General features: G+C 66.5%; 17 protein-coding genes. 13 read left to right on the top strand and 4 right to left on the bottom strand.

All coding sequences use genetic code 11. The annotated features are described in order from the left end of the window. Positions 1 to 115: 115 nt before the first annotated feature. From LZ199_RS43800 to LZ199_RS43790, 3 genes are all read left to right on the top strand, one after another. Entirely contained in the window at positions 116 to 400 is a 285-nt protein-coding gene (locus tag LZ199_RS43800) for a hypothetical protein (RefSeq protein WP_253999787.1), read from the top strand. Positions 401 to 550: 150 nt separating this feature from the next. Beyond that, a complete protein-coding gene (locus LZ199_RS43795; protein ID WP_253999786.1) occupies positions 551 to 1,939 on the top strand; it encodes an ammonium transporter in 1,389 nt (462 codons plus the stop codon). A 226-nt stretch (positions 1,940 to 2,165) separates the two neighbouring features. Continuing rightward, positions 2,166 to 4,706: a hypothetical protein gene (locus LZ199_RS43790; RefSeq protein ID WP_253999785.1), complete on the top strand. Its 2,541-nt coding sequence runs from the start codon at positions 2,166 to 2,168 to the stop codon at positions 4,704 to 4,706. A 5-nt stretch (positions 4,707 to 4,711) separates the two neighbouring features. Here the strand turns inward: LZ199_RS43790 and LZ199_RS43785 are convergent, their stop codons facing one another. Next, positions 4,712 to 6,160, bottom strand: coding sequence for a hypothetical protein (locus tag LZ199_RS43785; protein WP_253999784.1), 1,449 nt, complete (start codon positions 6,158 to 6,160; stop codon positions 4,712 to 4,714). 156 nt (positions 6,161 to 6,316) lie between these two features. Here LZ199_RS43785 and LZ199_RS43780 point away from each other — a divergent pair, with 156 nt between their 5' ends. Together LZ199_RS43780 and LZ199_RS43775 are read left to right on the top strand one after the other, a co-directional pair. Then, entirely contained in the window at positions 6,317 to 6,700 is a 384-nt protein-coding gene (locus LZ199_RS43780) for a hypothetical protein (protein WP_253999783.1), read from the top strand. Between the two features lie 25 nt (positions 6,701 to 6,725). Continuing rightward, positions 6,726 to 7,358 carry an alpha/beta hydrolase family protein gene (locus LZ199_RS43775; RefSeq protein WP_253999782.1) on the top strand — a complete coding sequence of 211 codons (633 nt, stop codon included), beginning with the start codon at positions 6,726 to 6,728 and terminating at the stop codon, positions 7,356 to 7,358. Between the two features lie 3 nt (positions 7,359 to 7,361). Here the strand turns inward: LZ199_RS43775 and LZ199_RS43770 are convergent, their stop codons facing one another. Then, positions 7,362 to 8,039, bottom strand: coding sequence for a GNAT family N-acetyltransferase (locus tag LZ199_RS43770; RefSeq protein ID WP_253999781.1), 678 nt, complete (start codon positions 8,037 to 8,039; stop codon positions 7,362 to 7,364). Positions 8,040 to 8,201: 162 nt separating this feature from the next. On the opposite strand from LZ199_RS43770, the gene LZ199_RS43765 reads away from it, so the two are divergent. The 8 genes from LZ199_RS43765 to LZ199_RS43730 all read left to right on the top strand — a co-directional run bounded on the left by LZ199_RS43765 (position 8,202) and on the right by LZ199_RS43730 (position 18,840). Next, a complete protein-coding gene (locus LZ199_RS43765; RefSeq protein ID WP_253999780.1) occupies positions 8,202 to 10,229 on the top strand; it encodes a serine/threonine-protein kinase in 2,028 nt (675 codons plus the stop codon). A gap of 60 nt (positions 10,230 to 10,289) precedes the next feature. Next, positions 10,290 to 11,093, top strand: a complete 804-nt coding sequence (locus tag LZ199_RS43760; RefSeq protein WP_253999779.1) for a hypothetical protein — start codon at positions 10,290 to 10,292, stop codon at positions 11,091 to 11,093. Positions 11,094 to 11,108: 15 nt separating this feature from the next. Then, a complete protein-coding gene (locus LZ199_RS43755) occupies positions 11,109 to 11,933 on the top strand; it encodes a hypothetical protein (RefSeq protein WP_253999778.1) in 825 nt (274 codons plus the stop codon). Positions 11,934 to 12,080: 147 nt separating this feature from the next. Continuing rightward, complete coding sequence (locus LZ199_RS43750) at positions 12,081 to 12,548, top strand: nucleoside deaminase (RefSeq protein WP_253999777.1); 468 nt, start codon at positions 12,081 to 12,083, stop codon at positions 12,546 to 12,548. 61 nt (positions 12,549 to 12,609) lie between these two features. Then, entirely contained in the window at positions 12,610 to 13,926 is a 1,317-nt protein-coding gene (locus tag LZ199_RS43745) for a hypothetical protein (RefSeq protein ID WP_253999776.1), read from the top strand. Between the two features lie 72 nt (positions 13,927 to 13,998). Continuing rightward, on the top strand, positions 13,999 to 14,934 hold the full coding sequence (locus LZ199_RS43740) for a vWA domain-containing protein (RefSeq protein WP_253999775.1): 936 nt from the start codon (positions 13,999 to 14,001) through the stop codon (positions 14,932 to 14,934). Further along, positions 14,934 to 15,905, top strand: a complete 972-nt coding sequence (locus LZ199_RS43735) for a vWA domain-containing protein (RefSeq protein ID WP_253999774.1) — start codon at positions 14,934 to 14,936, stop codon at positions 15,903 to 15,905. The genes LZ199_RS43740 and LZ199_RS43735 overlap by 1 nt, the downstream gene beginning before the upstream one ends. A 25-nt stretch (positions 15,906 to 15,930) precedes the next feature. Next, positions 15,931 to 18,840, top strand: a complete 2,910-nt coding sequence (locus LZ199_RS43730; RefSeq protein WP_253999773.1) for a heavy metal translocating P-type ATPase — start codon at positions 15,931 to 15,933, stop codon at positions 18,838 to 18,840. 1,646 nt (positions 18,841 to 20,486) lie between these two features. On the opposite strand, the gene LZ199_RS43725 is transcribed toward LZ199_RS43730, so the two are convergent. Next, positions 20,487 to 21,716 (bottom strand): hypothetical protein, encoded by a 1,230-nt coding sequence (locus LZ199_RS43725; protein WP_253999772.1) that lies wholly within the window; start codon positions 21,714 to 21,716, stop codon positions 20,487 to 20,489. A 663-nt stretch (positions 21,717 to 22,379) separates the two neighbouring features. Then, complete coding sequence (locus tag LZ199_RS43720) at positions 22,380 to 22,925, bottom strand: hypothetical protein (RefSeq protein WP_253999771.1); 546 nt, start codon at positions 22,923 to 22,925, stop codon at positions 22,380 to 22,382. Positions 22,926 to 23,039: the final 114 nt, after the last annotated feature.

The following is a 23,039-nucleotide window of genomic DNA, read 5'->3' as shown; positions in this document are numbered from 1 at the left end:
CTCCACGCGGGGATGAAGCGTGCAGTGCCGGCGGGTACGTCCTCGTCGCAGGGCGAGCGCGCGTCAGGGCCACCGGGTATGACTGCGCCGATTTCCTTCAAGGGAGGATGGGGACATGAAAGCCAGGCTCTGGAGCGCCACCCTCGTGGCTGGCCTGCTCGCGTCGTCGGCAGCGTGGGCCGCCGTCACCGTGCGCTATTACAACCGCGACTCACGCGACTACACCTGGACGGCGGTGTGCAGCGGCGTGCGGACCACCGTCTCGTTCGGCAAGAGCCAGACGGCCTCCGTCACCATCCAGGGCGCGCGTCCCTGCACCGTCCAGACAGACGGCGGCAACGTCGTCCTCAAGGGCGGAGAGGACCTGGACATCAAGGATGGCCGCATCATCGTGAAGTAGACGAACCCACATCCAGGCCAGATTCATCCAACTTTATCTCAAATCTTCCTATTTTTAGCTCTGGACACATCAATTTTAGCCTCCAGCCGTTGAATCTGGACCACACCGACCCCATACTGCATTGCGTCAGGTCTTCCTTGAGGTGACGCGATGAAGAAGTGGTTGGCACTGGCCCTGCTGGTGGGAGTGGGCGTGGCGGGCATGTTCGTGACGCCGGCGGCGCAGGTGAAGCAAGGGGGGCCCATCAACCCAGCGGACACGGCGTGGATCCTCACCGCGACGGCGCTGGTGCTGTTGATGACGCCGGGCTTGTCGTTCTTCTACGGCGGCATGGTGCGGCTGAAGAACGTCGTGTCCACGCTGCTGCAGAGCTACATCGCCATGGCGGTCATCAGCCTGCTCTGGGTGGTGGTGGGCTTCAGCCTCTGCTTCGGTGACAGCATCCACGGCCTCATCGGCGATCCGCGGACGTTCTTCATGTTCAGCGGCGTGGGTGGGGAGACGCACCCGGACCTGGCGCCCACCATTCCCCTGCTGCTGTTCGCGCTGTTCCAGCTCAAGTTCGCCATCATCACCCCGGCGCTCATCACCGGCGCCTTCGCGGAGCGGGTGCGCTTCAAGGCGTACGTGCTCTTCATGGTGCTCTTCACGCTGGTCATCTACGCGCCGCTGGCGCACATGACGTGGCACCCGCAGGGCTTCCTTCGCCAGCTGGGCGTGTTGGACTTCGCGGGCGGCACGGTGGTGCACATGTCCGCGGGCTTCGCGGCGCTGGCGGGCGCGCTGGTGCTGGGGCGTCGGCAGGTCCATCTGGAGAACGCTTCACACACGCCGGCCAACCTGCCCTTCGTGATGCTGGGCACGGGCATGCTGTGGTTCGGCTGGTTCGGCTTCAACGCGGGCTCGGCGCTGTCCGCCTCGTCGCTGGCGACGCTGGCCTTCGCCACCACGAACACGGCGTCCGCGGCGGCGATGCTGGGCTGGATTGCCTTCGACTGGCTGCGCAATCGCAAGCCGAGCGCCATGGGCGCGTGCGTGGGCGCGGTGGTGGGCCTGGTCGCGGTGACGCCGGCCGCGGGCTTCATCACCGTGGGGCAGAGCATCATGGTGGGCCTGGTCGCCAGCTTCGTGAGCAACGCGGCGGTGCACTTCAAGAGCCGCACGTCCATCGACGACACGCTGGACGTCTTCCCCTGCCACGGCCTGGGCGGCGTGGTGGGCATGGTGCTCACCGGCGTGCTGGCCAAGGACGTGGGGCTCATCTACGGCGAGACGAAGACGTTCTTCATGCACATGGTGGCGCTGGCGCTGGTGTCCGCCTTCTCCTTCATCGGCTCGTACCTGCTCTACAAGCTGGTGGACCGCATCGTCCCGCTGCGCGTCACCCGCGAGCAGGAGGAGCAGGGACTCGACTTGAGCCAGCACGGCGAGACGATGGGCGAGTCGACCATCGCCCCCGCGCCGCACGTCGCCGCCAGCACCGCGCCGTCCACGCCTCTGGCGACGACGCAGGGCTCCACGGACCCGCTGCCTGCTTGAGCGGAGCAAGCACGCGGGCCCATCGGTCCACCGGGCCGGGCACGCGCCGCGGCTGTTGACCACCGGGTGCGCCGGGGTGAGTCCCTCCCCCGTCCACCCGGTCATCCGTGCGGTGTTCGACGCTCCCCGCACATCCCCTGGGAGGGGGCGGGAGCACGACTCCTAGTCTCCCCGCATCGCGAGCGCCTCCCATGAGGCACGGCGCCGCGAGTGCCGGGGGGACACCATGCGCCAGGGTATCGCGGTCCACGCCGCGCGGATTGCACTGCTCGTGGGCTTGCTGACGGGCTCGAGCGACGCGAGCGCATCCGAGCCCCCGACGCGCGAGGAGTACTTCCGCTTCGTGCCCCTGGCCTACCCGCGCATCGTCCGACAGACGACGGCCAGCGAAGCGCTCTCGCTCTACGGCGACACGACGGACCCGTCCTATCGCGACGAGGCGCCGCGCGACGGCATGGACGACAACCGGTTCCGGGTGCTGCAGGCGCTGGCGGTGCGCTTCGCGCCCATCCTGGTGAAGAACACGTACACCTTCCCCATGGACCACAAGGCGTTCCGGAACCTGCCCGGAGGCCTGCTCTTGAGCATGGACACGTGGGATTTGGCCAAGCCCGGCTCGGTGTTGATGCGCAGCGACTCCATCAACTTCTCCTCACTCGGCCACCCATGCCCCGAGGACGGCGCCCCCGAAGTCGCGCTCCAGACGGAGCAGTCCGGGAGGGATGCGCGCGACGACTGCCGCCTCATCGCGCTGCTGCGGGAGTTCCACCCGGACCACCCCACCATCCCCCGACTGCGCCAGGACGCGGTGGCCGCCGAGCAGGCGCCCTTCACGGTGATGTACTTCGACTTCCCGGGCTTCGACCCCTCCTCGTGGCACGAGGCGTATGCCAGCCCCATCCCGGACGAGATTGCCCGCCGCTACCTGGGCACGGAGAAGGTCTACGCGCATCCCTTCCTCGCGGAGGTGCGCGACGCGGAGCGCGGACTGCGTGGCTACGAGCTGCTCATCCAGTTCTGGTTTTTCTATCCGTTCAACGCCGGAGGCAACAACCACGAGGGCGACTGGGAGCACGTGAGCGCCGTCATCTCCCCGCTGTCCGCCGTGGAGCGCGCGCTCACCGAGGACGAGGTGCGGCGCATCCTCGCGGGCGGCTGGGCCGCCGACGGCCCGGACCCGCTGGTCCTCAAGCGCACCGAGTACTTCTTCCACCGCAACTCCATGGTCTTCGACTTCGCGCACCCCAACGCATACCTGCCCCGCGAGCGCTGGGAGGAGCTGCTGGAGCTGCGCGGCGAGGACCACCCCGGCGAGAAGAAGCTGCTGACGCGGGTGCGCAGCTACGTCTGGGCGGACGAGAAGGAGACGCGCATCAACACGCACCCCATCGGATACATCGGCGCGGACTCGAAGGGACTGGAGCAGCTGCTCGCCTCGCCCGGCCCTCACGCGCGCGAGTCCCACGCCACGTATCCGCTGCCCGGCGTCTTCAAGGGCGTGGGCCCCGCGGGCTCCACGGAGGCGGTGCCCAAGCACTTCGACCACCAGGAGTACCTGTCGGACCCGAAGCGGCCCCTGCCCGAGGACGTGGTCCGCTATGACATGGCGGAGCGCATCGACCTGGTGCCGGACTGGGAGCGCGTCTACGACCTGGCCATCGAAGACCCCCACGTGCGCCGCGAGTGGTCCTGGCTCATCCTGCCGCTGCGCTGGGGTTATCCCTCCGCCGCGTCGCCCCTGGCGGGCATCGTCGCGCACTCGGACATGGGCAACCTGTCAATCACCGGCCCTGCCTTCAGCGAGGGCTGGAACCGGCCCGCGCCCAACGCGGGCTTCGTCCGCTACGCGCCCGGAGAGCTGCCCTGGTTCTTCCCGCTGGACGTGCAGGACGACTTCTCCAACAACCTGGGCTTCCTCAACGGCCCGGTGGCCATCCTCATCAGCCTGCCGCCGTTCGACTTCCTCTACCGGGTGGTGGGGCTGCCCGTGCGCGCGCTGGTGGAGAATCACGAGCCCGTCTACACGCCCCAGAAGGAGCTGCCCCGACGACGCGTGAGCGTGGAGGCGGGCATCAGCATCGGGCTGCTCGACAAGGACTTCGCCGCGCTGCTGCTCAATGACCGGCAGTTCGCCGAGTGGGGCCCGCAGCTGCTCGCCCTGGACCCGACCCTCAGCGAGCAGCCGTCCCGGTTCATCCAGCCGGTGGTGGACACGGCCATCTCCCCCACGCTGAAGGTGAGCTTCTATCTGGGCAACCGCTTCACGTCGGAGAACACGCTGCTCCACTCGCGCAGCGACCTGGGCATCGACGTGCCGCTGGCGGGCGAGGACAGCCTCTTCCGGCTCCGCGCGAAGCTGAACCTGTGGGAGTACGCGGGCAGCATCCGCTACAACATCCTGCCCGGCGGCTTCCAGCCGTACGTCAAGGTCGGCTACGGGCTGACGTGGTACCGGCTGGAGGAAGGCAACATCAACGGCGTGGGGATGGCCAACCCCAACTCATACTGGATTCGCCTGCCCGGCTTCTTCCGCAACCTGTGGCCCAACACGCTGCACCTGGGCGCGGGACTGGATGTCATCCTCGTGAAGGGCTTCTTCCCCGGGCTGCGCGGCCTCGACGGCGGGCTTCGCGCCGGCTACGTGCTGTCCCGCCACGAGCTGGGCATCCGGGACCTCACCGCGCCCGGCTCGCTCGAAGGCGCGGTCAGCGAGCCCGTGCACGTCTACCGCAACACCTTCGAGCTGCTCGGCACGCTGAGCTTCTGACTGCGCTACCGCGCACCGTCCTCGTCCACGAGGGGCACCTCCAGGTCCGACTTGGGGCGCGCCTCGTCCTCCTCCCGCTCGCCGCCTCCCAGCCCCAGGGTGAGGCCGACGACGAGCGTGGCGTGGAAGACGTGGACCGCCTGCGACTCGCTCGGAGGGGGCAGGCCCGTCTGAGCGAGCAGGTCGGAGAAGCGCTGCGTCGACTGACGGCCCCACGCCAGGTCCGTGCCCACGGTGACGCGTGAGTGCCGCACGGGGAAGTAGACGCCGGTGGCCACGTGGTACAGGTCACCCGTCGCCAGCAGCGTGCTGGTGTTGGGCAGGTTGATGGCGGCGCTGAAGTCCGTGTGGACGCTCAGGTAGACGCGCAGCTTGTCGCCCACGCGGTGCTCCGCGCCCAGCGCCGCGTTGACCACCGGCTCCAAGCCATAGAAGACGTCGCTGCTCAGCACGCGCTCCGGGCCCTCCACGGGGATGGGGTCGCTGTCGAGGATGCGGAACACCGGCACGCGCGCGAAGACCTCCACCGCCGCGTGCAGCGTGGTGCCGCCGAACACCCGACTGCCGCCGAGCCCCACGGACAAGGGACTGCGAAAACGCGCGGGCGTGCTCGGTTGGAAGTCGGAGACCCGCGAGGGGCCCTCCAATGGGAAGCCCTGCTGACTCAGCGCGCGCTCCAGGCCGACCTCCCCCTTGCCGTAGAGGCCCACGCTGGGCGTCGTCACCGTCAGGCCCATGGCCCACCGCTCCTCCTGGTAGCTCACGCCGACCTTCGCCAGCAGCCTCAGGTGCTGGAGCCGATAGGTGCGGCTCACCGTCGCGAGCAGCTCGCGCCCGTCCGCGCCCTCCCCCTGGGAGATGGCCAGGAAGTCCGCGTGCTGCTGCCGGCCCGCGAGGAACGGGGTGATGCCCACGCCCAGCGACTTGCTCAGCGGATACGCCCAGCTCATGCCGGCCCACAGCTCCTTCACGCCGTGCTCCAGCCGCACGTCGGAGGAGAGTCGTGAGAGGCCCGGGACTCCCACGAGGTCGGTGCCGGAGAAGTCCTCGCGCCGGGTCAGCAGCGTCTCGAAGCCCTGCCGCGTGAGGAGCGCGTAGCCCATGCGCGCGCGGCCCAGCCCCTTGAAGCGCAGCGGGCCCGCGATGAAGGCGGGCAGCGCGTCGAAGCGCGAGGTCTTCAGGTCCTTGCCGGGCCCCAGGCCGTTGACCAGCGACAGGCGCGAGTACTCGAAGACGCTTCCCGTCAGCTCCAGCTCCAGCGAGCCCACCAGCACCAGCGCTCCGGGGTTGTAGTAGACGGCGCTGATGTCCGCGGGGTCGCCCAGCAGCGCGCCCCCGAGCAGCCACGCCCGGTTGCCGAACTGCCGTGTCCAGTAGTGCGCGTCCTGAGCCGCCGCGCCTCCCGCGATGAGCGAGGCCACGAGCAGCAGCCATCCGCGCCACGGCGTCTTCATCAGCGCCTGTCCAGGTCCACTCCCGAAGTGAGGCAAGGGGCGCGAGCATGCGGTCCACGCCCCGTGCGGCCCATGCGACTCCAGTCGCAACCCCGTGTCGTCCAGCATCACCCTCGACAGCTGCAATCAAAGTCCGGTTCGGACGATAAGGAGGCCATGACGACTTCCGGGAAACTTGGTGGCACCGTGCTCCCCAGGGCCTTCGCGCTCGCCGCCCTGCTCGTGGCGGCCTCCGCTTCTGCCTCCACCATCCGAGGCGTGGGCTACCGCGAGCTGGCCATGAAGGACCCCGTGAATGGCGGGCCCCTGCGCGGCGTGGTGCTCTATCCCTCCACCCAGCCCTCCAAGCCCATCCCCATGGACCTGCTCCAGCTCGACGCGAGCAAGGACTTGCCGCCCGTCTCCGGACGCCATCCGCTGGTGCTCATCTCGCACGGCCACATGGGCACGCGCTGGGGGACACAGCGACCTGGGCGCGGCGCTCGCGCGCAAGGGCTACGTCGTCGCCTCGCTGGACCACGCGGGCAACACGCACGGTGACGGCGAGCGCTCGGGCACGGACGAGGTGTTCCTGGGACGCGCGTGGCAGGTGCGGACGCTCCTGGACGCGGTGCTCGCGGACGCGACGCTCGGCCCGCTCGTGGACCCGGCTCGCGTGGGCGCCATGGGCTTCTCCCTGGGCGGCTACACGGTGCTCCTGCTGGGGGGTGCGTCACCGGACTTCGACAAGCTGGCGCCTTATTGCGCGGAGGCCGCGCACGCGAAGAGCGTCCTGTGCACCGAGATGAAGGCCGTGCGCGCCGTCCGCCCCGAGCTGCGCGGTGGCACCCATGAGCCGCGCATCCGCTCCCTCTTCGTCATGGCGCCCGTGGGCGTCTTCTTCGACAAGGCCGGACTGAAGGACGTGAAGGTGCCCGTCCGGTTGTACTCGGCGGAGCAGGACGAGGTGCTCGACGGCGCCGCCCAGGCCCTCCAGGTTCGCGACGCACTGCCCAAGCCGCCCGAGTACACGCAGGTGCCCAAGGCCGGGCACTTCGTGTTCCTGGCGCCCTGCCGACCGGAGATGGCGAAACACGCCCCCGAGATTTGCGTGGACCCGCCGGGAGTGGACCGCGTGAAGCTGCACCGCCAGCTCGGCCAGGACGCCGAGCGCTTCTTCCACCGCACCCTCGCGAGCCCCACCGCGAAGGCGCCGTGACGCTCAGCTCCCCTTCTTCGCCGCGGGCGCGCGTCCCTTGCGTGCGCCACCGCGCGTCGCGGGGGTCGCCGGCATGGGTCCGGTGTTGGGCGAAGTCGCCTCGCCGTCAGTTGCCTTCGTCCGGCGCTTGATTCGACGCGGCGGGAGCAGGTCCGGCTCTCCCGGCACCTTCTGCGCGAGGAAGATGGCGGCGTCGAGCTTGTAGAACGTCCGCGCCCGGTACCACGCCAGCGCGGCCTCGTTGTTCTCCGCCACCTCCAGCACCAGGTGCGTACAGCCACGCGTGCGGGCCAGGTGCTGGAGCTGATCCAACATGAAGCTGCCCACCCCGCGCCCCTGGTAATCCGGGTGCACCGCGAGTTCCTCCACGAAGAGGGGCCGCATGCCGCGCTTCTCGAACCAGCGGGGGTTCACCCAGTTGTCGTCGCCGGTGGCCTCGAAGGCGCACTCGGAGTAGCCGACGATTTCCCCGTCCACCTCGTAGAGCAGCTGCTCTATCCACTCGGAGGTGTAGACCTCCATGAAGCGGCGCTTGGAGCGGGGGCGCTGGTACTCCACCGTCTCCCGATTGACGTCGCGGAAGACGAGCTTGAGGAACTCCCAGGTCCGGTTGAGGTCCCGGCGATGGATTCGGCGGACGCGGACCTCGAGCAAGTCCTTGGGCGGCGCGACTTTCGTCATACAGGCTGCCTCCTTAGCAGGCTGGCGGAAAGCCACCAGGGGTTCTCACCGCTCAAGAGAGCCTCCGTCCGGAATCCCGCCTCGTGAGGGTTGCTAGAGGGTGGGGTGGGAGGATGGAATGGGGAGGAACACCCCTGAGAATCCCGTGCGAGCCACAGCCCCATGAATCGACCGTCCGACGGTGACCTGTCCATCGATACGGTCCTGCGCAATACCTACAAGGTCCTGTCCATCCTGGGGCGAGGAGGAATGGGCTCGGTGTACCTGGCCCAGCACCTGCGCCTCCCGGGCAAGCAGGTCGCGGTGAAGGTGCTGCGCGGTGGAGACCACCTCACCGCCGAAATCTTCGCGCGCTTCCGCCGGGAGGCGGAGATTGCGTCCCGGCTGGGCCACCCCAACATCGTCGAGGTGCTCGACTACGACACGCTGGAGGACGGCACCCCGTTCCTGGTGCTGGAGTTCCTGCGCGGAGAGAGCCTCCAGTCCCGACTGGAGCGGGGGCGGCTGCCCTTGCACGACGTCTACTCCTTCACGCGGCAGATGGGCTCCGCGCTCCAGGCCGCCCACGGCGCGGGCATCGTCCACCGCGACTTGAAGCCGGCCAACGTCTTCCTCGTGCCCACGGACTCCGGGGGCGTGGTGGGCGAGCGGCTCAAGCTGCTCGACTTCGGCATCTCCAAGGTCCTCGACTCCGGCACGGTGCAGACGCAGGAGGCGATGCTCATCGGCACGCCGCAGTACATGTCGCCCGAGCAGGCCCAGGGCCGCAACCGCGAGATTGACGCCCGCACGGACATCTTCGCGATGGGCTGCATCGTCTACGAGATGATGACGGGCACTCCCGCGTTCGGCGCGGGGGGAATCGCCCAGATGATCTTCCGCGTCGTCTACGAGCCGGCGGCGCCACTCGCCCCGCTGTGTCCGGAGGCTCCGGCCCACGCCATCGCCGCGGTGGACAAGGCCCTGTCCAAGCGCATCGAGGACCGCTACCCGGACATCGCCTCCTTCGTGGAGGACCTCACCGGCAGCCCCCTGCACACGCTCAGCCCGGCCGCGGGCTCTCACGGGGGACACCCCCGCCCCACCGGCTCGCCGTCCGGCATCGCCCTGCCCTCCGAGGGCCCGCCCTCGCTGTCCAACACGCTGGCGCCGAGCAGTGTTCGCAAGGGCCCCGACACGGGCCGCATGGGCTTCGAGGACACCATGGCCCCGGGCAGCAGCGGGAGCATGGGCATCGTCCCGCCCGCCGCGCCCGCGGGGTTCGCCGCTGGAGGCACCGGGCAGATGGGGCTCGTCCAGCCCGCGGGGTTCGCCGCTGGAGGCACCGGGCAGATGGGGCTCGTCCATGCTTCGGCGCCACAGGCCGCGCCCTTGATGGACCCTCCGGGGTTGGACCCCACGCTCATCTCCCAGCAGGCAACACCCCTGCCGCCGCCCGTCGCGCCCCAGAGCTACCTCCCGCCGTCCCCCACGTTGCAGCCCGGCGCCGTCCAGCCCGCGAGCGCCGCCGCGGTGGTCCACCCGGTGGCCACGCCGCCCCCGTCGGCGCCGAAGAGCCGCGCGCCGGTGGCCGCGCTCGTCGTGGCGGCGCTCGTCGTCGTGGCCGGAGGCGGCTGGTGGTTCACCCGTCCCCAGCCCACCACGCCGACCGGCGGCACCCCCACGCCCCCGCCGGTGCAGCCCGTCGCCACGGGCAACCAGGGCACCACGGGCACCCCTCCGACCGTCGTCGCCACCGGCACCACGGGCACCCAGACCGCCACGGGCACCCAAGGCACCACGGGCACCCAGGTGCCCCCTCCGGACAACGGGACGAAGACGGGCGCGCCGACGCCGGCGGACCCGCCTCCGGACGACCCCACCGGTGTGGCGACGAAGAACCCGCCCCCCTCCACGCGTCCTTCCACCCGACCCGAGCCTTCCGAAAAGCTCTCTGACGAGGTGCGGCAGCTTCTGGCGGACGCGGAGCGTGCTTTAAACGGGGGAGACACCGTGGAGGCCATCCGTCTGGCGCGCAGCAGCCAGCGGCGGGAACCCAAGGTCATCCCTCTGGCGTCTTATTCGCTGCTCACGCGGGCTTTCTGCCGGCAGGGGGACCTGAGCAACGCCAAGGCCCAGTGGCCCAAGGTCCCCCGGCTGGAGCAGGCCCGGGTCCGGAAGTTTTGCAAGCAGCACGACATCGAGTTCTGACACATGGCGCCGTCCGGATGGGACGGGCCCCTGCCTCATGAGGTGAATCGCTTGAGAAACATGGTCGCGGTATTCGTCACCACGCTGCTGCTGGGGGCTACCTCCAGCCTCGCGGCGGCCCCCGTTGAAGCCGGCAAGGTGTACTCCGGCTCCGAGGGCGAGGAAGTGGCCGTCGTCCCCCTCTCCCCGCGCTCGTCCAAGAAGTACATCCTGCGTGTGCAGGGCACGGGCTCCGAGTTGGACGGCAAGGTGATGCCCTTCGAGCTCAAGGACTGGAGCACCAACAGCACCGAGCAGCACAACTACGTCACCCAGTGGCAGGGGCGTGGCTACACGGTGCTGTACATGCGCAACTCGAACTACGAGCTGAACGTGCCGGGGCGCGCCAAGGAGATTCGCGTCAGCTTCGACGAGAAGCGCACCAAGGCGCTCAACGCGGAGGAGGTCTACAAGCAGCACCAGAAGCAGCAGGCGGACGGCACGCTGACGAAGCTGATGGCGTTCGACCGCAAGGGCGAGATGGCGAACCACGACAAGGACTACGGCGCCACGCTCCAGGAGATGAACAAGTCCTGTGGCACCTCCGTGGCGGCGAGCATCGACTGGAGCACCATCACCGATGACCAGCTCAAGGAGCTGAGCATCAGCAGCTTCTGTGAGCCCTCGCTCAGCGCGCTGAAGGCCCTGTGTGACGTCTCCAACGTCGCCAAGCAGACCGTGAAGGAGAAGGTGAAGCAGGTGAGCTGCCGCCTGGGCGCGAGCCTGGAGCCGAAGTTCGACGCCGAGCGCCTCATCTGGACCACCTCGAAGGACGCCTCCAACCAGGAGACGTTCGCCAAGAAGTTCTACAAGACGAACCTTTAGTCCAAGAGACCTCCGATGAACTTCCAGCGTATCGCCGCCGTGGCGGCGTCACTCGCCTGTAGCGCGTCCTTCGCCGCCGAGACCCTCCAGCCCCCGTGGGGCAAGGAGGAGAACCTGGGCCAGAAAATGATCATGGAGGCCACCACCGTCTGCACCGACGGCAAGGGGCACTACTCCGTCGTGAGTCCCGACAACGATGAGCGCGGCCGGGACGTGCTCTATTACGGCGACGGGAAGACCTTCTTCGAGGTGCCCGCGCTGCCGTACACCTCCGGCACCAACTTCCTGGAGCCGCGCTTCTTCCGGAAGGACGCCAACCCCAACTTCCGGGGCCAGGACTGGCGCGTCGTCTCCGAGGTGGACTACGACCGCAAGGAGAAGAGCTGCGCGGTGCGGTGCGGCGAGAAGAACGTGCCGCTCACCATCATGGAGCCTGCCCAGGCCGCGGAGCTGCTGCGCAAGGCCACGTACGCTCCCAGCCCGCAGCAGTTCGCGCCGTACGCGCTCCTGCGCGACACCAAGGGCAACTACTACTTCGTGGACAAGGGCATCCGCACCACGGACCAGAAGAACTACCGCGTCTTCATCGGTCCGCGTGGCGCGCTCAAGCCGCAGAAGATGACCAACGTCATCTCCGACTCGGAGGGAGAGATCTTCTCCACCAAGAAGGGCGACCTCCGGCTGGTGCTGGACAAGGCCAAGTCGTCGGTCTGGATTGAGAACACGAAGAAGTCGCTGGAGCTGCGCCAGGTGCCCGTCGACGAGAACCTGCCGCTCATCTACAACGACCTGGGCGTGTACGAGGGCATCCGCCTGGGCACCCCCTGCGACGACCAGTAACCGCTGAACGTGCCCGGGCGCCTGGACTCGCTTCCAGGTGCCCGGGACACGGCGCGGGTCGAGGAGCCGACGTCCCTCCTCCCCGTGGAACCGTGGCACGCTCCTGGGTGCATCGTTAGGTTGCCGCCCCGAACCGGAGGCTGGCCCATGCGTCCCGAGGAAACCCGATTCCTGCTGCAGCCCATCGAAGCGGCGCGCCGTGCCAGGGCGCGCGGGGACCAGCCCTTCGGCGCGGTGCTGGTGGACGCCCAGGGCCAGGTGCTCCTGGAGGGCGAGAACACGGTGGAGACGCAGCGCGACTGCACGGGCCACGCGGAGTCCAACCTGATGCGGGACGCGACGAAGCGCTTCACGCCGGAGGTCCTCGCGGGCTGTACGATGTACGCGAGCACGGAGCCGTGCGCGATGTGCGCGGGCGCCATCTTCTGGGGCGGCGTGCGGCGGGTGGTGTTCTCCCTGTCGTCCGCGGAGTTCGCGAAGCTGCTGGGCACGGCCCGGGGTGGGCTCGCCATGTCGTGCCGGGAGGTCTTCGAGCGGGGCAGCAGCCCCACCGAGGTGGAAGGCCCCATCGCCTTGCAGGAGGCACGCGACGTCCACGAAGGCGCCTGGGGCTGAATCAGGGACCCGTGCCGAGCTTGCGTGGTCCGCGCGGTTGCGGGAGCCTGACGCCGCCGCCGTGAACCTGCCCCGCTACTTCATCCCCCACGCCGCCACGCCGCCGGAGCCCGTCCAGTCGGACGCCTCCGAGATTGCGCACGTGGTGGACGCCTTCCGGCTGGACTCGAATCACGTCCTGGAGCCGGAGTGGCTGGTGGGCCTGGACGCGCTGGGCGGGATTCACGTCGTGCCCGCGAGCGAGCGAGGCCTGTTGCCGGCCGCCGCGCGCGCGCAGCTCACGCACCATGAAGTTGCCTCCGGGCGCACGCCTCGGCGCATCGCCGCGTCGGAGCTGTTCTTCTTCTCCATCGAGCTCGTCGAGCACCCCGCCGACGCCGAGGGCTTCAACGACCCGGTGTACCTCTACGGGCACCTGTCCGGCCCCTGGCCGGGCACCTCGCCGCAGCGCGTGCCGGGGCAGCTCACGGTGACTCGCGGAGACGTGCTCGCGGGGCTGACGCACGGCGCGGTGGACGCGTTCCACTATGTGCAGACGCCGGAGAGCTCCACCGCGCCCCGGGGCTACGTCGCGCTCTTGCCGGGAGACAGGCCGGACGTCATCGCGCAGGGACAGGGGCTGGTGCTCGCGTGGCCGTCGGTGCCGCCGGAGCTCCAGATGGGCAATGCCTCCAACGGCCCCATGGTGGCGCGCATGCTCCACGACGTGCTCACCCAGCTCCAGGAGGACGCGGGGACGAACCGTGGACCGGAGGCGCTCGCACAGATGGAGCTGCCCGTGCCCAGCCGCGCCATGGCCATCGCCGAGCTGGAGCTGCGCGGCTACGAGGTGAAGGGCGACGTGGCCATCCTGCGCCGCCAGCACCCGGGCCTGCTCACGCGCATGGCGGAGTGGCTGCGCGCGGAGAAGGTGAAGATTCCGCCGGAGGCCAGTGCGCCCGCGTTCCTGGAGCTGGCGCGTCAGGCCCTGGCCGCGCTGCCGGGGTGGCCCACGGAAGCCGAGCGCGCGCTTCGCTCGCGGGTCCGCGCGGGCGGTGGCACGCCCCATGTCTCCGCGCCGCGAGTGACGAGCCCTGCGCCCCAGCGTCCCCTGCCCCCGCGCGCGCCGCCCAAGCCTCCGCGTCCGAGCGACTGGATGCAGGACTTCCTGAACGCGCACGCGGCGGCGCATCCGGAGGCGGCGAAGCCCCGCCTCACCCGGGCGAAGCCGTCAGCGCCACCGCCTCCCTCGAAGCCCGGCACGCCCTCCTGGATGGAGGACTTCGGAGCGAGGCCACGCCCGGCGGCTCCCTCGGCGAAGACTCCGAGTGAGTCGTCCACGCCCTCGTCGCCCGCGCCCGCGAAGAAGCCCGACTGGATGACCGACTTCGAGGACTGAGGGCGCCTTTCGCGAGGGCGTGGAACCCCGCCGGAAGGTGATAGCCTCACTCGCCACCTAGCAGGGGGAACGATGGGTCACGAGAAGCCGGTCGAGCCGTTTTCGGATCTTCACGTCGAGGAGGGGAAGGTACGTGCGGTGTTGCTGCACGACCCCACCGTCGAGGGCCTGGACGTCGCCATCTACATGGACGCGTCCGGCAGCATGCAGGAGGAGTACAAGTACGAACGTCCCAACCGCTCCTTTCTGGAGTGGCTGCGTGGCGCGCCCCTGAAGGACCCCGCCAACCAGGTGGAGCCGCAGGTGCAGTGGATGCTGGAGTACCTGGCCACCAAGGACCGCAACGGCATGCTCCGCGTCGCGTACTGGGCCAGCGGCTCCTCCGGCAAGGACGTGGAGGTGGTGGGCGAGCTCAAGGGCGTGGACGTCAAGCAGTACAAGTTCCCCGGCGCGAAGAGGCTCGGAAAAAATACGTTCCTGGCGCCGGCGCTGAAGGACTACGTGCGCTACCTCAAGGAGCAGGTGCCGCAGGGCGCGCGTCGCGGCTGCGCGGTCATCGTCACCGACGGGCAGTTGCATGACGCCGAGGAGGTGGAGCGCTTCTCCGCGCAGGTGGCGAAGGACATCGCGGCGGGACGGCTGCCCCGGCTGAACTTCGTGCTGGTGGGCGTGGGTGACGCCATCGACGAGGAGCAGCTCGAGAAGATTGCCCACATGGAGTACCCGGGCGTGGGGCACCTGTGGTGCCACCGCATCGCGAAGGAGATCAACCAGGTCGCCGAGCTGGTGGCGGTGCTGGTGGACGAGAACATGACGGTGGCCGCGGGCGGCACCATCTACGACGACAAGGGCAAGGTGCTGAAGACGTACGAGGGCCGCCTGCCCGCGGTGCTGGAGTTCGACGTGCCCGAGGGCGCGGAGAGCTTCACCCTGGAAGTGAACGGCCAGCGCTTCACCCAGCCGCTGCCGGACGAGGACCACCACGAGGAAGACGAGGACCATCACTGATGGCCGGGCACGAAGTCATCGTGCGTCCGTTCTCGGACGTGCATCGGATGGGCAACAAGGTGGTGGCCACGCTGCTGCATGACCCCACGGTGGAGGGGTTGGACGTGGCCCTCTACATGGATGGCTCGGCGAGCATGGAGGACGAGTACGGTCCTCGCGGCGTGCTGGCCAAGCTGGCGCCGGTGAAGAACCTGGTCGAGCCGCAGATGCGGTGGATGCTGGAGTACCTGGCCAGCAAGGACCGCGACGGCCAGGTGCGCGTGGCGTACTGGGCCACCGGGGATGGCAGCCAGTTGGAGGAGGTGGGGCTGCTGTCGGCGGTGCAGGCCAAGGACTTCCGCTTCCCGGGACCGAGGGCCTACGGCAAGGCCACGGTGATGCTGCCGGTGCTGCGCGACTTCGTGGCGCACATGAAGCAGCAGGTGCAGACGGGGGCGCGGCGGGGGCTGGCGGTCATCATCACCGACTCGCAGCTGTCCGACGGTCCTGATGTGCGGGCCTATGCCACGCAGGTGGCGAAGGAAATCGCGGCGGGCCGGCTGCCTCGGATGAGCTTCGTCTTCGTCGGCGTGGGCGACCAGGTGGACGAGGAGCAGATGGAGGAGATCTCCCACGAGACGTATCCGGGCGTGGGCCACCTGTGGTGTCACCGCATCGCCGACCGCATGGAGGAGATGGCGGAGCTGGTGGCGGTGCTGGTGGACGAGACGATGACGGTGGCCGCCGGTGGCACTGTCTACGACGAGCAGGGCAAGGCGCTGAAGTCGTACGAGGGTCGGCTCCCGGCGGTGCTGGAGTTCGACGTTCCGCCGGAGTGCAAGGCGTTCACCCTGGAGGTCGCGGGGCAGCGCTTCACGCAGCCGATTCCGGAGGAGCACGAGGACGAGGACCACCACGAAGAGGAGGAGCCGGTGCGTGCTCCGACTCCCGCTCCCGCCCCTGCCCGCAAGCACGGCGGACACCGCCACTAGGTTTCAGCTTCAGGAAGAAGACGCCATGTCCGAGCAGAAGAAGACCGATGCCCAGGCCGCCCACGTCCACGGACCGGACTGCAAGCATGACCACGGACATGGCCACGGGCCGTCCCTCGCGGCGGTGAAGCCCGCCGCCGCGAAGCCCGTGCTGAAGGGATTGAAAATCATTGGACCCAAGCGCCAGGCGAAGCACGTCCACGGGCCGGGGTGCACGCATGACCATGCCGCGCACGGTGGCGACGGGCATGACCACGCGCACGGTGGCGCTGCGCATCAGCACGGTCCCGACTGCAAGCACGACCACGCGCACGGTGCCGACGCGCATCAGCACGGCCCTGACTGCAAGCACGACCATGGGCATGGTGCCGATGAGCACCAGCATGGTCCGGGGTGCGACCACGACCACGGGAATGCCGCCGCGCATGAACACGGGGCCGGGTGCGACCACGACCACGGGGACCATGGGCATCACCATCATCACCCGAAGCCGAAGCGCGTACGTCCGCCCGGCTACCGCTCGGCGGAGGGCGGAGGCGTGGCGCTCCAGCTCGACCTGGAAGACGCGCTGCCGGGAGAGACGGACGATGCGGGCCGCTTCCGGAAGCTGGAGGCCGCGCTCGAGGCGCACCACGGTGTCATCGATGTGCACCTGCGTCGGGACCAGGGCTACGCGGAGGTTTGCCTCCACTACAACCCCGGGCTGGTGAACCCGGCGGCGCTGCTGACGACGGTGAAGCGCACGGGTGAGCAGGTGGCGAAGCGGTACAAGAGCCACACGTGGTTCGTGCGAGGCATGAGTTCGGCCGACTCAGCGACGGCCATCGAACATGGGCTCGGCAAGCTCCCGGGCGTGCTGTCCGCGAACGTGGCGTACGCGAGCGAGCGGCTCGTCGTCGAGTACGACAGTGAAGACATCTCGCTGAAGGGCATCGAGACCGGGGCGAAGAAGCTCGGCTACACGCTGGAGGTGCCGAGCCACGGCCATGCGTGTTCGCACCACGCGCACGGAGGCGGGCTGGCGCCGCTCCTGGAGATGCCGCTGGTGGTGGCCTCGGGCGTGCTGCTCGTCGCAGGCTGGTTGCTGGAGCGCTTCGCGCCAGTGCCCGCGTTGGTGCCCACTGTGGTGTGGGCGCTGTCCATCCTGAGTGGCGGGTTCTTCGCCATCCGGGGCTCGGTGAAGTCGCTGCTCCAGCTGCGCATCGACATCGAGACGATGATGGTGGTCGCCGCGCTGGGAGCGGCGGTGCTGGGCTCCTGGTTCGAGGGCGCCTTCCTCCTCTTCCTGTTCAGCGCGGGTCACGCGCTGGAGCACCGGGCGATGGACCGTGCGAGGCGCTCCATCGAGTCGCTCGGCGCGCTGCGTCCCGAGGTGGCCCGGGTGCGCAGGGGTGGCGAGCTGGTGGAAGTGCCCGTGGCGCAGGTGCTGCGAGGAGACCGCGTCGTCGTCCGTCCGGGTGACCGCGTTCCCCTGGACGGCATCATCCGCGAGGGAAAGAGCTCCCTGGAGCAGGCCGCCATCACCGGCGAGTCCATGCCCGTCCCGAAGAAGCCGGGCGACGAGGTGTTCTCCGGAACGGTCAACTGCGAGGCGCTGCTGGAGGTGGAAGTCACGCGGCTCTCCTCGGAGTCGGTGCTCGCGCGCGTGGTGGACATGGTGGCCGAGGCCGAGGCCCAGAAGGGGCCGAACCAGCGCTTCGCGCAGCGGCTGGAGCGCACCTTCGCGCCGCTGGTGATGATTGGCGCGGTGGTGTTCCCCGTGGTGCTCGTGCTGATGGGAATGCCGCTGAAGGAGGCGATTTTGCGGGCGGTGTCCCTGCTCGTCGCCGCGTCTCCGTGTGCCCTGGCCATCTCTACGCCGTCGGCCGTGCTGTCCGCGGTGGCGGCGGCGGCGCGAGGTGGAGTGCTCATCAAGGGTGGCATCTATCTGGAGCTGCTCGGGAAGGTGAATGCCATCGCCTTCGACAAGACGGGCACGCTCACGGTGGGCAAGCCGAAGCTGCTCAGCACGGCGCCAGTGGAGGGCGTGACGGACGAGGAGCTGCTCGGAGCGGCGGCGGCGGTGGAAGCGCTCTCAGCGCATCCGTTGGCGCACGCCGTGGTGGAGGCCGCGTCCGCGAGGGGCATCCAGGCTCCGGCTGGAAGCGACATGGAGGCCATCCACGGCAAGGGCCTGCGCGCGAAGGTGGGTGACGCGCTCGTGGACGTTGGGAGCCTGGCCCTGTTCGAGGGGGAGACTGTTCCCTCCGACATCAAGGCGCAGGTGGACCGACTGGAGGAGGCGGGGCAGACGACAATGGTGGTGCGCAAGGCAGGGCGCTACCTCGGAGTGCTTGGAGTCGCGGACACCGTGCGAGCAGGAGCGCGGCATGTCATCGAGACGCTCAAGCAGCAGGGCATTACCCGGACGGTGATGCTGTCCGGAGACAATGCGCGAGTGGCGAAATCCATCGCAGCGCAGGTGGGGCTCGACGAGGCGCGAGCGCCGATGATGCCAGCCGACAAGGTGACGGCTGTGCGTGAGATGGGGCGTCAGGGCTCCGTGGCCATGGTGGGCGACGGAGTCAACGACGCGCCCGCGCTGGCGGCTGCGGCGGTGGGCGTGGCGATGGGTGGTGCAGGTTCGGACGCGGCGCTGGAAACGGCCGATGTGGTGCTGATGAGCGACGACCTGTCCCGCTTGCCCTTCGCGTTGGGCCTGGCGCGTCAGGCCACGGCGGTGATGAAGCAGAACCTGGTCATCGCGCTAGGCATCAGCGCGATACTCATCATCGCGACCCTCTTCGGCCTGACGCAGATCAGCCACGCAGTGGTGTTGCATGAAGGAAGCACGCTGCTCGTCGTGGCCAACGGCCTGCGGTTGCTCGCCGTCAGGCCCAAGGTGATGGGCTCCACGCCCTTGCCGTCGATGGGCATCCAGCCCGTGCCCCGGTGAGCCACGAGAGGTGAGCGACACGAGACTTGTCGCCTGAGATGCACTTCGATGAGCGGCAAGGCAGTTGTCGCGTGAGAGGATTCAAGCGAAGCGATTCAACTCCTGCAAGCGCAGTCTAGACAAGCAACGCGTAGCCAAGACAAACGAGGCCCGCCGTTGAATAGTTGCGTATACCATAGTTCCAATAGCCCAGACACTGGGCAGCCGGCAGTAATCGACCAATTAGTGAGAGCAGGCGCCGCGAACCATTTGGCCGGCCTTCACATAGTCCATACCCTGGTCCTCGAGACAGCACCGAGCCAGGAGTTTTGTTACTAAAGGAAGAAGGGACAGCTCTTTCATCTGTCCCATCGACTGGCTTCGAAATCAGCTCTACTTATGAAGAATGATGAGGGACTCTCGAAGTGGGGGCTTCGCACCAGGAGAAAGATGCTTCCAATGCTGGCCAGAGGCCCGAAGCCCTCTGAGCACATTGACTGAAACCAATAACCAGCCCTGGCGCGTCGCAATGTCTGCGATGATAAGATCGACTGGGATTTCGATTCCATCGTAGGCAGACGTGCTTACCACGATCCATGCTTGGCCTCCTTTCCTGGTCGCACGGTACCCTTCCCGAAGGATGTCCTGCATGTCTTCGAAGTAGGCCTGAACCATGCTCGGGATGCGATGGTCCCACAAGCGATCCGAGCCGTTCAGTCGTTCCAACAGTGGAACAAGCATTGGAGATGCAACATTGATCGGCTTCCGCCAATTGGCCTGAACGTGAGAACGAACGGTGCGCAGTCGAACTTCGTAGAGGTCTTGATTGTCCTGTACAAATCCACCCAGGAACATTTCCGGTCGATATACATCGGTATAGTCGAACGAGTTCAGGTAGGGGGGGGACGTCACTAGGAGATCATGACTTTCGCTTCGGATCCTTCGAATTGACGCCCTAGCATCCCCATGGCGTACCTTTACGGCATTGCGAGGGAGCGGCTGTGCGGTCAAGTCCTCAAAAATGATTCGCGCCCGTTTCTGAAACGAAGCACGCAGATCCTCAGACGAATAGCCGAGGGACTCCCAGTTCTGTCTGTATCGGAGGCATTTCCCGTCAGGCCTAGCATTGCAGCACTCCATTGCGGCCGCCAGCAAAGCAAGTCTAAGGGGCGCATAAGGCCCGGTCCTGCGATCCAACTTAGAGTCGATTGCAGAGAAGCCACGCGCAACGCTCCTATTGAACAACCACCGAGAAGCTCCCTCGCGCTCAGTAAAAGTAGAGACACCTTCCAGCGGAGATCGAACCTCTAGCCTTCCGTTGCCGCACAGGCGATCGATCGTCCGATTGAAGCCCTTCTCTGCCCAAGTACCTGCATAGCATTTCGCGCCGGCTGCGAACGCCAGGAATGGGTTAACCTCAAGCCCTGTTGCTGAGTGGCCCAACCTCGCGGCGGCTACAAGCGAGGTCCCGCTACCTGCGAACGGGTCAAGGAGTCGCAGTCGCCTGCCGCATCCGCGCATCTCCGAGAGCGCCTCTTCAACAAGTTCATCAGAAAACCCTTCTTTGAACTCATACCACCGGTGCCGCGGCTTACTGCGGTTGGGTGTGAAAACGGAAAGTTCTCGACCTACAAAACGATTGTCAAAGTTCGGCTGAATCACTTTGCTTAGGCTTTCTTCTTCCGTCCCTTTGGAGTCGAAGGAGCGCGTCGGGGTGCCTTCCGAATTGTGGGTTTGGGCGCACTTGACGTGGACCCCTTAGGGATAGTCGCAGGCCGCTTTGCCTTCCGAGCTGTTGGCATGGGCACGCTTAGCGCGGCACCCACAGGGCCAGTTGCGGGCCGTTTAGCCTTCCGCGTTGTCGGTTTGGGCGCACTTGGCGTAGAACCCTTAGAAGCAACTGCAGGTCGATTTGCCTTTGCCGCCGACCTACTTGGAGTATCACTCGCAAGAAACACAACATATGGATTTGGACATCGGAGAGGCCGGATCCCATCATCATGCACTGAGTTTGACACGTGCATATCAGAAGGCCGCGCGTCATAAACAACGACGTGCCCAGCCACCAACTGGGGATCATTCTTAAGGTATGTGCCGACCTGAGTAAGCCCTTCATTAATCCTGGGCGGGTGCTTGTACTCTGTCGAAGCATCGTTTTGCCCAAGCCATTTGACCTCAATAACATGACTTCCTGAGGCGGTAACCACGGTAATGTCGGTTGCGTCCTGACCTAAGCCACGGGTTTCGCCAACCACCTTAAGAGCGTCGTTCACATAAGTATTGAGCCACCAGAAAAGCGGTAGATGAAAAATATGTTCCGTCCCTCGCTTCCCCGACAAGAGAACTCTATTTTTCTTGTCCGCCCAGTACTCAAATTGCCGCTCATCTACTATGGCATTTTCGATATGATCATTGAGAATTTTGCCAAAATCCTCAATGGGGCGATTCCACGTAGCAGCCAAGCGGCGGCTGCTCACCTCTGAGGGCTGCCAAAGGGCAACAAGCACACCCTGAACTACGATCCGCGAATACCCACCCGTTGCCGTCAAGACCTCGACAATGCCTTGCTGTTCAGAGCGCTGTGTAATGTCGAGTTCAGAAATCGAGGCCGATTCAGCCTGAACCAATCTTAGCTTGAAATCTACCGTAAATCTGTTCAGAGCTGACGAGGCGGCAATCGTTGCGCTAGTAAGCGTCGCTGAACCAGCCCCGGTCGGAAGCAGCGCAATGGAGTAATCATGCTTAACGATCCCCCGCGCACTCTCTGTAAGTTTTCGCAATAGATCAAAAAAGGACTGAGTGGCGTCGAAGTCTAGGTTAAGGCGGCTTCCGACCTTAGTGCCCAGTTCCCCCAATACCGCCTTGAGGGCCAACTGCTGATCAATTGTGAGACTCAAGCCCGCCTCCTCTTGGCGTTGAAGTCCTGCGCTTCGAGTAGGCATCCAAGTAGCGAAAGAAGACGTCGGCAACAACGTCCTCGCTGACTCGAAAGTTGGGCCAGCCCGTCTCAAGCGCTTCGCATATTATGCTAACAAGCTCGCGAGTAGACGCATCGAAAGCAGTTGCAGGTGAGAGTTCTTGACCATACCCAGCCGATGCTCGTTCGACAAATGTAGGCTCTGCATAAACTAGCTCACGAAGCCGTGCCCACCCGATCCGGTCGACTCGTCGAGCAATAGATTCTCCGGCTCGAAACCTGCGGTCCAACAAACTCGTTTGACGAAGAGCACCAACCCAACGGCTTCCGTCGGCCGTGAGTCGATATCGGGCCTGGACGCCTCCGCTGCTATGGCGCTTGACCGCTTCGATCCTAACGAGCCCCCGAAAGGCAAGGCAGTCGACCGCATCTTGAATGGCCCAATCGTAGGGCCCGTGGAAGTAGGTCCGATGCGACTCAGCGGGAGAAAGCGTTTCAAACACTCCCCCCAAGGCATCAAGCAGATAAATATACTTCTGCAACTGAAGCTTCCCTAGTGACTGATTAAACGCGCCCGCCGACGCAAGTGTCACACCGACATCACGCATTCGCAGCGCAATCCGAGTTGATCTCACTGTGGACCTCATGTCTTCGGCGAGTGCTTCCGCAGACCATTGACTGCCGCCTTGTGGACCTTGCTAAGGAGTCCATAGTCCAGCAGATTGAGCACTCGTTGTCGGGTTTGCTCCGGATTGATTTCGCCCAGGAAATGATGATACAGCCCATGTTCTTGAATATTCGCTGTCAACACGACTGAATGGCGCTCTTTGGCGAACTTGGTGAACATGGTTGCCACATTCTGAACGTAGCTCATGTCCAAGGCGTTTTCCGGCGTCTCACATAAGAAGGTTCCAGGCTCCCCAGATAGTCTTCGACTAAGGCTGATGAAGGCCATACGAAGCGCAATATCGAGGAAGAACTGCTGTGCTTCTGAACAGGACTCCGGCTGCTGCCGGACGACACCATGAAAGCACGGAACCAATTGCTCAAGGCGAAACAGCCTGTCGCTGTTTTTGACATCTACGAGTGTGCATTCGTACCCAAGGAATGCAGTGGCGTATTCAGCATACAACTCGCGCAATTCTTCGAGGCGATCCGCTATGCCCGTCTTAAAGCCAATGCCGTTCACTTTAGGAACGGACGCGACGTAGGGGCCTGCGGGAGCGTGCTCGACGGACCGGGCGGGGACGCTTCCGTGGGTAGCTGCTCATCTTGATTTTCACCGCACGCGGATACCGTCTGT

Source organism: Myxococcus qinghaiensis (genome assembly GCF_024198215.1).
GTDB classification, from domain to species: Bacteria; Myxococcota; Myxococcia; order Myxococcales; family Myxococcaceae; genus Myxococcus; species Myxococcus qinghaiensis.
Note: the sequence above shows the minus strand (reverse complement) of the source record. Positions and strands in the feature narration are given on the sequence as shown.